Source organism: Micromonospora sp. DT231 (assembly GCF_049847025.1).
Lineage (GTDB): Bacteria > Actinomycetota > Actinomycetes > Mycobacteriales > Micromonosporaceae > Micromonospora.
The window spans coordinates 321,467-330,528 of record NZ_JBNCNO010000002.1 but is presented as its reverse complement, the minus strand read 5'-3'; the positions used below and the strand labels follow the sequence as shown (position 1 = coordinate 330,528).

The 9,062-nt window shown below is 71.4% G+C and carries 13 protein-coding genes; 9 read left to right on the top strand and 4 right to left on the bottom strand.

Translation table 11 applies throughout. The features are described from left to right. Positions 1–55: 55 nt before the first annotated feature. Complete coding sequence (locus ACPXBU_RS06370) at positions 56–1,180, bottom strand: PP2C family protein-serine/threonine phosphatase (protein WP_393367020.1); 1,125 nt, start codon at positions 1,178–1,180, stop codon at positions 56–58. 104 nt (positions 1,181–1,284) lie between these two features. Next, a complete protein-coding gene (locus ACPXBU_RS06365) occupies positions 1,285–1,917 on the bottom strand; it encodes a septal ring lytic transglycosylase RlpA family protein (protein ID WP_393365241.1) in 633 nt (210 codons plus the stop codon). Between the two features lie 187 nt (positions 1,918–2,104). Between ACPXBU_RS06365 and ACPXBU_RS06360 the strand changes: the two genes are divergently transcribed. The 3 genes from ACPXBU_RS06360 to ACPXBU_RS06350 are packed head-to-tail and all read left to right on the top strand — an operon-like array spanning position 2,105 to position 4,220. Next, positions 2,105–2,656, top strand: a complete 552-nt coding sequence (locus ACPXBU_RS06360) for a phosphoribosyltransferase family protein (RefSeq protein WP_425757095.1) — start codon at positions 2,105–2,107, stop codon at positions 2,654–2,656. Positions 2,657–2,689: 33 nt separating this feature from the next. After that, positions 2,690–3,730: a questin oxidase family protein gene (locus ACPXBU_RS06355; RefSeq protein ID WP_425757093.1), complete on the top strand. Its 1,041-nt coding sequence runs from the start codon at positions 2,690–2,692 to the stop codon at positions 3,728–3,730. Positions 3,731–3,788: 58 nt separating this feature from the next. After that, a complete protein-coding gene (locus tag ACPXBU_RS06350; RefSeq protein WP_425757091.1) occupies positions 3,789–4,220 on the top strand; it encodes an ASCH domain-containing protein in 432 nt (143 codons plus the stop codon). Positions 4,221–4,230: 10 nt separating this feature from the next. Here the strand turns inward: ACPXBU_RS06350 and ACPXBU_RS06345 are convergent, their stop codons facing one another. Next, positions 4,231–5,112, bottom strand: coding sequence for an LLM class flavin-dependent oxidoreductase (locus tag ACPXBU_RS06345; protein WP_425757089.1), 882 nt, complete (start codon positions 5,110–5,112; stop codon positions 4,231–4,233). 48 nt (positions 5,113–5,160) lie between these two features. On the opposite strand from ACPXBU_RS06345, the gene ACPXBU_RS06340 reads away from it, so the two are divergent. The 4 genes from ACPXBU_RS06340 (at position 5,161) to ACPXBU_RS06325 (ending at position 7,410) form a co-directional block, all read left to right on the top strand. After that, positions 5,161–5,655 (top strand): GNAT family N-acetyltransferase, encoded by a 495-nt coding sequence (locus ACPXBU_RS06340; RefSeq protein ID WP_425757087.1) that lies wholly within the window; start codon positions 5,161–5,163, stop codon positions 5,653–5,655. Positions 5,656–5,712: 57 nt separating this feature from the next. Continuing rightward, on the top strand, positions 5,713–5,907 hold the full coding sequence (locus ACPXBU_RS06335) for a hypothetical protein (RefSeq protein WP_393365233.1): 195 nt from the start codon (positions 5,713–5,715) through the stop codon (positions 5,905–5,907). 122 nt (positions 5,908–6,029) lie between these two features. After that, a complete protein-coding gene (locus tag ACPXBU_RS06330) occupies positions 6,030–6,734 on the top strand; it encodes a dihydrofolate reductase family protein (RefSeq protein WP_393365231.1) in 705 nt (234 codons plus the stop codon). 31 nt (positions 6,735–6,765) lie between these two features. Beyond that, a complete protein-coding gene (locus ACPXBU_RS06325; protein ID WP_425757084.1) occupies positions 6,766–7,410 on the top strand; it encodes a dihydrofolate reductase family protein in 645 nt (214 codons plus the stop codon). 2 nt (positions 7,411–7,412) lie between these two features. On the opposite strand, the gene ACPXBU_RS06320 is transcribed toward ACPXBU_RS06325, so the two are convergent. Then, positions 7,413–7,781 carry a VOC family protein gene (locus tag ACPXBU_RS06320; protein ID WP_393365227.1) on the bottom strand — a complete coding sequence of 123 codons (369 nt, stop codon included), beginning with the start codon at positions 7,779–7,781 and terminating at the stop codon, positions 7,413–7,415. A 155-nt stretch (positions 7,782–7,936) separates the two neighbouring features. Here ACPXBU_RS06320 and ACPXBU_RS06315 point away from each other — a divergent pair, with 155 nt between their 5' ends. Further along, a complete protein-coding gene (locus ACPXBU_RS06315) occupies positions 7,937–8,692 on the top strand; it encodes a hypothetical protein (RefSeq protein ID WP_425757081.1) in 756 nt (251 codons plus the stop codon). Continuing rightward, positions 8,689–9,039, top strand: coding sequence for a transcriptional regulator (locus tag ACPXBU_RS06310; RefSeq protein WP_425757079.1), 351 nt, complete (start codon positions 8,689–8,691; stop codon positions 9,037–9,039). Before ACPXBU_RS06315 ends, ACPXBU_RS06310 begins: the two co-directional genes overlap by 4 nt. Positions 9,040–9,062: the final 23 nt, after the last annotated feature.

Sequence of the window (9,062 nt, the reverse complement as noted above, 5' to 3'; positions counted from 1 at the left end):
TAGGCAGCGACAAGCGGATCACCCAAGTGACGGCGATTACACACCTGTGGGCCGGTCAGCTCTCGGCGGCACCGACCTCCCAACTCGGGACCGCCACCGCCGCGCCGGTACGGGCACCGACGTACTCCATCAGGACCAGGGCGATGTCGTCGTCGAGCCGGCCGTGCACCCACTCAATCAGGGCGGTCTCCAGCGAGGCCAGCCCGTCGGCGACCGTGCCGTGACCGAGCAGCCGCCAGGCGCGGTCGGCGGTGGGAAAGAACTCACCGTCGCGTCGCGCCTCGCCGAGGCCGTCGGTGAACAGCAGCAGCCGGTCTCCCGGCTCCAGGCGCTCGACCCGAGGGCGGACCACGGGCATGAACCCGAGCGGGGGTGCCGGCGCCGGCGGTTCCAGCGAGATCACCGCGCCGCGGCGCAGCAGCAGCGGCGCCGGATGCCCGCAGTTGACGATGGTGAGCGTGCCGCCGCGCTCCTCGACGAGTGCCGCGGTCACGAAGTCCTCGTCGCCGACGTTACGGGCCACCGCGCGGTCCAGGTCGGTGACGACGGCGCGCAGGTCGGCCCGCTCGTACGCCACGTGCCGGTAGGAGCCCAGGACGATGCTCGCCAGCCGGACCGCGTCCAGACCCTTGCCGCGCACGTCACCGATGATCATGCGGACGCCGTAGGGCGTGTCGATCGCCTCGTACAGGTCACCGCCGATCTCGGCGGTCGCGGTGGAGGAGATGTAGCGTCCCGCGACCGAGAGCGTCCCGACCTGCGGCCCGAGCGGACGCAGCACCGCCTGCTGGGCCACCGACGCGAGCTTGGTCAGCTCGACGATCTGCTCCGCCTGCCGCTGCCGGACCGACGCCACCGCCACCGCCAGTCCGGTGCAGACCGCGACCGCCACCACGCTGACCGAGGTGATCATCGACATCTTCGGCTCGATCAGGGCGAAGCCGGCCCCGGTCAGCGTCGCCACGACGCCCACCCCCAGCACCACCGGCCAGGACGCCACGGCGGCGGCAAGCAACGGCACGGCCGACAGGAGCGCGACGTAGTGCACGTCACGGCCGTCCGCCGCCTCCACTGCCGACACGATCGCGAGCAGGACAAGGGCCGCGCCGAGGCCGGCGCGGGATCCGGGGCTCAGCGGGCGACGGCCCGACTGGAGGAGTCGCGTGGGTACGCCTGACAGTTTGCCTGATCCAGGTGAACCGGTGAATGAATCTGACCCGTCATCCAAGAATGTTCTGTCCGGCCGGCCCGGTCGACCGGCCGAATCGGCGCGACCCGACCCGGTCAGCCGAGGACCTCGTAGCGGACGGTGAGCGCGCCCACGTCGACCGAGGCGATGGTGGCGAACGCGGCCCGGGAGAGATCCAGGCAGCGGCCGTCGATGAACGGGCCACGGTCGTTGATCCGCACGACGACCGACTTGCCGTTGGCCGGGTTGGTCACCCGGACCTTCGTGTTGAACGGCAGCGTCTTGTGGGCGGCGGTCAGCGCGCTCGGGTTGAACGACTCACCGTTTGCGGTCAGTTGCCCGTCGGAGTAGAACGACGCGCCACACGAGCCGCTCTCCAGCACCTTCGGCGCCGGAGTGGTCTTCTTCGCGGTCGGCTTGGGCTTCGGCGGCGCGGTCCGGGTCTTGCCCCGGGAGGCGGCCTGCTGCGACCGGATGGCCGACGGGCTGGCGGACACGCTCGGCGAGGGGCTGGCGGTCGGGGAGACGGCCGGGGAGCTGGGGGTGAGGCTGCTGGCGGCGGTGGTCGGGGTGAGGTCGAGGGTCGCCTGACCCGACTGCGCGGAGCCGGAGGTGAGCTGCACGGCACCGACCGTGCCTCCGACCGCGAGGGCGACGCCGACCGCCGCGGTGGCCACGATGCCCGCCGGAGAGGAGAAGATGCGGGTACGGGAGTGCTTGGCTGCCACCGGCCCGGTCCTTTCGTCGTCTGAACAAACCGGGTCGGACCGTAACGAGAGAAGCACTTCCGACGTCAACGTGATCATTGTGGTATGCCCGCATTTGCACTGGTACGTGTAGCCGATCATCCGACCCGGGGTGGGCCGCCCGGCCCGGGTGCCGACACGCCTGCCACCGGTGCCGCAGGATGAGCGGATGTCCGCCGATCTGACCGCACGCCTGGCCGCCCTGTTCCAGTGGATCGACCCCGGACCGGACGCCACTCACCTGGTCAGCGACATCTCCGGTTGGTGGCGGGACCCGGCGGTGCTGGCCGAGCTGGGACCGGCCCTGGTGGCGCCGTACCGCGCCGCCGGGCCGACCGTGGTGCTCGCCCCGGCGGTCACCGGGCTGCTGCTCGGGCCGTTGGCCGCCACCGCCCTCGGGGTCGGCTTCGTGGCCGCCCACAAGTCCGGCGACGGTCGGTTGCCGGCCGGGCCGCTCACCTGGGCGCAGAGTCCACCGGACTACCGGGGTCGGCGGGTCGACCTGGCCGTCCGGGACCGGCACCTCGGCCCCGGTGACCGGGTCCTGGTGGTGGACGACTGGGTGCGTACCGGCGCTCAACTCCACGCTCTCTACGACATCTGCTCCGCACGCGGCGCCGAGGTGCTGGGCACCGCCGTGGTGGCCGTCGACTGCCCGCCGGAGGTCGCGGCCGCGCTACGCGTCACCGGCCTGATCAACGCGGCCGAGTTGAACGCTTGACCTGAACCTCGGTTCACGTTCGACGATCGATTGATGAGTGACGGCGTTCTTGACGAGGCGTACGAACGGCTGCATCGCACCGGCCCCGAATACCAGGGCTGGCTCTCCAACCACGGGCCGATGGCCGTCGAGGCGTTGGCCCGGCACGGGCACCAGCGACAGGTGCACCGTTGGCTCGACGACTACCTTGGCCGACTCGACGACCTGCCCCGAGGGCTGCGCCCGATCGACGACTGGCGGGCGGCGCTCGGCGATCCGAAGCGGGCAGGTGACTGGCTGGCGTACTTCGACAGGCAACTGCGCGAACACCCGTGGCGCGACGTGCTCGGCACCTGGTGGCCCCGCCTGCTGCCGGGCATCGCCGCTGGCGCCACCCACGGGGTGATCCGGGTCGGGCACGCCGTACGGGCGCTCGAAACCGACGACACGAACCCCCATCGGCTCACCGAACTGGCCCAGGCCCTCGGCTACTGGGCGGCCCGCTGGCAGCCGATCCCGGGCGCCGACCGTGCTCTCGACAGCCCCTCGGCCGGCCGGGAGCAGATGGACGTGGACGCCGCGCTGGCCGGGCTGCCCCGGATCGACGACCAGACCGGCGGCGTCCGGGATCGGCTGGGCCAACTGCCGGGCGTACCCCGGTGGGAGCCGGCGCTCGCGGCGCTACGCCCCGCGCGGAGCCCGGAGGAGGCGAAGCGCGGTCTCAGCACGCTGGTACACCGCGCCGGCCTGGACTACCTGCGCTTCGGACACGCCGAGCCGGTCATGCTGGTGCACGCGGTCACCGCGCCGACCGCGGTGCTGCGTACCCTGCCGGCCCTGGACCGGGCGCTGTGGGCGCCGAGCCTCGCCGCGGCCTGGGCCGCGACGGCGGCCATGACCTCGGTGTACGCCCCCGCCGACGGCATCGCCCCACCGATCGTGACCGCCCTGACCCCGGCGGAGGTGTTCGCCCGGGCGGCTCGGCACGGCGACGCGCACGTGGTGAAGCTGGCCGACGCGGTGCTCGACGCGCACGCGGCCAGTGGCGACGGACTGCTCCTCACCGCCGCCGGCTACGCCGGTCAACTGATCTGAGCAGGACCCCGGCGCAATGCGGAGGCGGTACGGGTCGCGCTGGCCTAGCCTCGGCAGGATGTGGCCTCGGATCGGTGAACTGCGCACCCTCGCCCTCGGCACCCCGGGCGAGCTGCGGGCGACCCTCAACACCCTCGTGCTGGCCGGCGTGAAGACCGCGACGGCCGGGCGGCTCGCCTACTACGCGGAAGAGGGCGAGGAGTTGGAGCACGTCGGCGAACGACTGGCGCTCGTCGACGACGACAACGCGCTGGCCGGCGTGGTGGAGATCACCGAGATCGAGGTGGTCCGCTTCGCGGACGTGTCCTGGGACTTCGCCCACGCCGAGGGCGAGGGTGACCGCTCGATCGAGGAGTGGCGGGCGGGGCACTCGGCGTACTGGGCGCGGCTCGGCACCCCGGTCGACGGCGACACCCCGATCGTCTGCCTCCGCCTACGGCTGGTCTCCGGCGGCGAGGGCGGCGTGGCCGGCGGCGACCTCGGCACCTGACCGGACCACCTCAGCCGCGCAGCTCCGGGAGCAGTCGGGTCGCCACGTCCACCAGGACGGCCTCGTCGCCCGCGTACCAACTGCTGGCACGCGGCCAGTGCGTCACCACGTCGGTGAAGCCGAGGTCGGCGGCCCGGCCGACCTGATCGGCGAAGAACTGCGCGCTGCTGAGCGAGAAGACGGGTGCGGCGTCCAGCGAGAGATAACGGTCCAGGGTGGCCGGGTCACGGTCGGCCTCGTCCAACGTCCGGTCCATCCGCGCCGACAGTGCCGCCACGCTGTCCCACCAGCCGGCCAGGTCGTCGTCGTCACCGGTGCCGGTGGTCACCCAACCCTGACCGAAGCGGGCCACCAGCCGCATCGACCGGGGCCCGTTGGCGGCCATCACGAACGGCACCCGGGGCTGCTGTACGCAGCCGGGGTTGTTGCGGGCGTCCACGGCGGCGAACCAGTCACCACGCCAGGTGGTGCCGTCCTCGCGGAGGATCAGATCCAGCAGCTCGGCGAACTCGGCGAACCGTTCGACCCGCTGGCGCGGCGGCAGCGTCTCGCCGCCCAGCACCGCCGAGTCGAAACCGATGCCGCCCGCGCCGAGGCCGAGCAGCAGCCGACCGGCGGAGACGTCATCCACAGTGGTGATCTGGCGGGCGAACGCGGCGGGGTGCCGAAAGTTCGGCGACGCGACGAGGGTGCCCAACCGGATGCGGGAGGTCACCGAGGCGGCGGCGGTCAGCGTGGACATCGAGTCGAACCACGGGCCGTCGACGAGGTCCCGCCAGCCCAGGTGGTCGTACGTCCAGGCGTGGTCGAAGCCCCACTCGTCGACCTGCCGCCACCGACGCTGTGCCTCCGCCCACCGCTGGTCCGGCAGGATCACGATGCCAATCCGCATGATCGCCAGCCTAGTCCTGCCCGACCGAGGTGCCTTAGCATCGCGGTGATGCGGAGGACCGGGCCGACGGTACGACCGGCGGAATTGTCAGATGTGCCGGCACTTGTGGAACTGCGCCTGGCGAACGCCGAAGCCCACCTCGCCCTGGACCCCGACGTCTACCGGCTGCCGCAACGCGAGGCCGTCGCCCACCACTTCACGACCACGCTTACCGACGGGAGCGGCCGGGACGCGATCCTCGTCGCGGAGATGGGCGGGCAGGTGGTCGGGATGGTCGAGGTGCTGCGCCTGCCCGAACCGCCGGCGCACCAGATCCTGCGCCCGGAGCGGTCAGCGCAGATCCACACCGTGGTGTCGGGTACGGCCCGGGGGCGCGGGGTCGGCTCGGCGCTGCTCGACGCGGCTGACCGGTGGGCGACCGAGAACGCGATCACCAGCCTGTCGGCGGGCATCCACCACCGCAACGACGGTGCGGTGCGCTTCTACCGCCGCCACGGCTACGCGCCCGCGGGCACCTCGCTGAACAGGCAACTCAGCGGCTAGTTCGCTGCGCCACCGCGCGGGGCGCCACTCGGGCGCGGCTCCCGCTACCGTTCCGCTGTGGACCTACAGGCGCAGCGGGTAGACACCGTACGAGCGTTCGGCACGGTGTCGCTGGTGGCCGGCTTCATGACCTCGCTGATCACGATGGCGTCCGACTACAGCGGGCTTGAGCCGCACATCTTCGCCACCTTTCTCATCCTGACCGGCCTCGGCCTGCGGATCGAGGCCGCGATCCTCAACCGGAGGGCGTAGCCTCCCCTCCGGAGTGGCAGGTGACGTGCATCACACTGGCACCCGGTAGGGTCATCGCGTTCGGGTCCGACCTCTCCCTGAGCAGGCACCGATGGTGCGTCCGAGGAGAGGAAAGACCCGAGATGACGAAGGTGACCGCACAGCTGTCGGTGTCGATGGACGGCTTCTACGCCGGCCCACAGTTCGACGGGAACGGCAACTGGATGGACTCGGCGGAGAGCGCCGGGTTCTTCCGGGTGACCCGCTGGGCGACCGAGGCGGCGGCGTGGCGGGAACGGCAGGGCTTCGCCGGCGGGGAGCAGGACACCAACTCCGACGTCGTCGCCGAGTCGTTCGGCGCCGCTGGCGCGTACGTGATGGGGCGCCGGATGGCCGACGGCGGTGAGGTGCCCTGGGGCGAGGAGCCGCCGTTTCGCGCGCCGGTCTTCGTCGTCACGCACCGCCCCCGTCCGACCCTCCTGCGCGGCGGAGGCACCAGCTTCACCTACGTCACCGACGGCGTGGCCAGCGCCGTCGAGCAGGCGCGCGCCGCGGCCGGCGGTAAGAACGTGGCCGTGGCCGGAGGCGGTGGCCTGGTGCGGCAGGTGCTCGGGGCCGGCCTGCTCGACGAGTTGGAGCTGCACGTCGTACCCGTCGTGCTCGGCACCGGTCTCCGGCTGTTCGACGCGGACCTCGACCTCGGCGAGAAGGAGGCGATCGAGCTGACGCCGACCCGGGTCATCCACACTCCGCAGGTCACCCACATCCGGTACGAGGTGAACGGTCGGGCGCCGCTCGTGCTCGACGATCGGGGTCGCGGCGGTGGCCCGACGGCGACCACCAACTGAATCCGACAGGTCGATCCGAGAGGAGATCCCCATGCCGCAACTGTTGCGGGTGCAGTGCTTCAACGTGTCGCGCGACGGGTTCGGCACCGGAGAGGGGCAGACCCTGGAACGGCCCTTCGGCCACGCGGACCCCACCCCGCTGTTCTCCTGGCGGGCCGCCACCGCCAGCTTCGTGTACCGCACCGAGCCGGGCGGCAGTCGCGGCCTGGACGATTACCTGACCCGCGACGCCGAGTGCAACATCGGCGCGGAGATCATGGGTCGCAACAAGTTCGGCCCCCAGCGTGGCCCCTGGGAGAACCACGACTGGCAGGGCTGGTGGGGGGAGAACCCGCCGTTCCACACGCCGGTCTTCGTGCTCACCCACCACGTGCGCCCGTCGTTCAGCCTGTCCGACACGACGTTCCACTTCCGCGACGTCAGCCCGGCCGAGGCCCTGGCCGAGGCGAAGCAGGCAGCCGACGGTCGGGACGTACGCCTCGGTGGTGGGGTCGACACCATCCGCCAGTTCATCGAGGCCCATCTGGTCGACACGATGCACATCGCCGTCGCGCCCGTTGACCTCGAGCGGGGCGAGCGGTTGTGGGACAGCCCCGACGAACTGCTCGACCGCTTCCACCTCGAGTCGGTGCCCAGCCCCAGCGGAGTCACCCACCTGCTGTTCTGGCGACGCTGACCCTAGGACAGGCGGGACAGCACGAGCATGCGGTTGCCGTCGGGGTCGGTGACCCGGGCGGAGCGCTCGCCCCACGGCTGGTCGACCGGCTCCTCGGTGACCGATGCGCCCGCCGAGCGCAGGGCGGTCACGGCGGCGTCGCAGTCGTCGGCGTAGACGCACAACTCCCAGCGGTACGCATCGGCCGGCCCGCCAGCCTCCGGGTTGGCGGCCAGGCCGAGCTCACTGTTGCCCAACCGGAGTGCGACGAACTCGGGCTCACCCTCTTGCGGGAACCGGTAGGTCAGCTCGAAGCCGACCACGTCCCGGTAGAACCCGATCAGTCGTGGCAGGTCAGGTGTCGTCACGATCGGAAAGGCTTCGGTGAACACGGACCACCTCCATGCCGGACCCTAGCCGCGTCACGGCCGCCGCGGAACTACAACCGTCGATACGGTCCCGTCATTCTGTCCGCAACTCTTGCGCAGGATGGTTTGCGGTGCAAACCTATTGGTAACGCAGCAGTGGCAACGGCCTGGAGGTCACCGTGACGGAGCAATCGAGCACCGCGCCGCACAGCAGAGACGACCCCGGGGAGCTCCTCGCGTCGGTGGCCGCGCTCCGTCGGCGTACCCGGGTCACCCGGCACGCCTACTGGTTGCCGCTTCTGCTGTTCGGTCTCCTGATCGCGGCGGCGGCACCCCTGTACGTGGAGTCCGTCGACCCACCCGCCCTGCGCCCCAGGCCGAACAATCCCGCGCTGACCGGCCTCGGTGGGGACTTCCTCGACCGCTCGACGGGCCTCGGGTGGTACTGGTTGGTGGCGCTCATCGGCGGCTACCTGCTCAGCCTCGGGTGGTATCGGTGGCACGGCGCACGGGTGGGCGTGCGGACGCCGACCCGGACGTACGTCGTCGCCGGCATCGTCGGCACGCTTGTCGGGCTCGTGCTGCCGTTCGTGCTGCGGTTCCTGCTCCTCAACTCGGCGACGTCGGTGTCGAGTGCGACAAGTTGGCTGACCACACCGCTGTTGGGCATCTCCAACCGCGGCATGTTTCCGCACCTGGTCATCGCGGTGGGGCTGCTGGTCCTGGCCCGACTGGAACGCAGTCGCGGCCTGACGGCCGTGACCGGGTGCTACGTCGTCGCGGTCGTCCTCGTGAACGTCTACTTCCAGACCGTGGACTTTCAGCCCGGTGACCTGAACCGCCACAGCTTCCTGCTGGCGGCCCTGCTGCCGGCGCCAATCCTGCTCGTCGGTGGCATCATCGCTCTTTTCACCACCGGTAAGAGGTCGACATGAGCAGCGGCACCGGGTCCGGCGGGCACCCGACGAACGGGCTCAGCGACACCGTTCACCAGCGCAACCGGCTCGGCATCCTCACCATCGCCGCCGAGGCCGAGCAGGTGGAGGTCGCCTACCTGCGCGACGCGCTCGAACTCACCGCCGGCAACCTCTCCCGACACCTCGCGGTGCTGGAGGAGGCGGAGCTGATCCGGATCGACCGGGGCTATCACGGCCGCAGACCCAAGACCTGGATCAGGATCACCGAGCAGGGGCAGGCCGCACTGGCTGCCGAGATCAACGCGCTACAGGAGCTGCTCCGCCGCCACCGGGAGTTGGGCGGCCCTTCGCGGCCAACCGGGTAGGAGCCTGTCGTACGGCCCGGGCT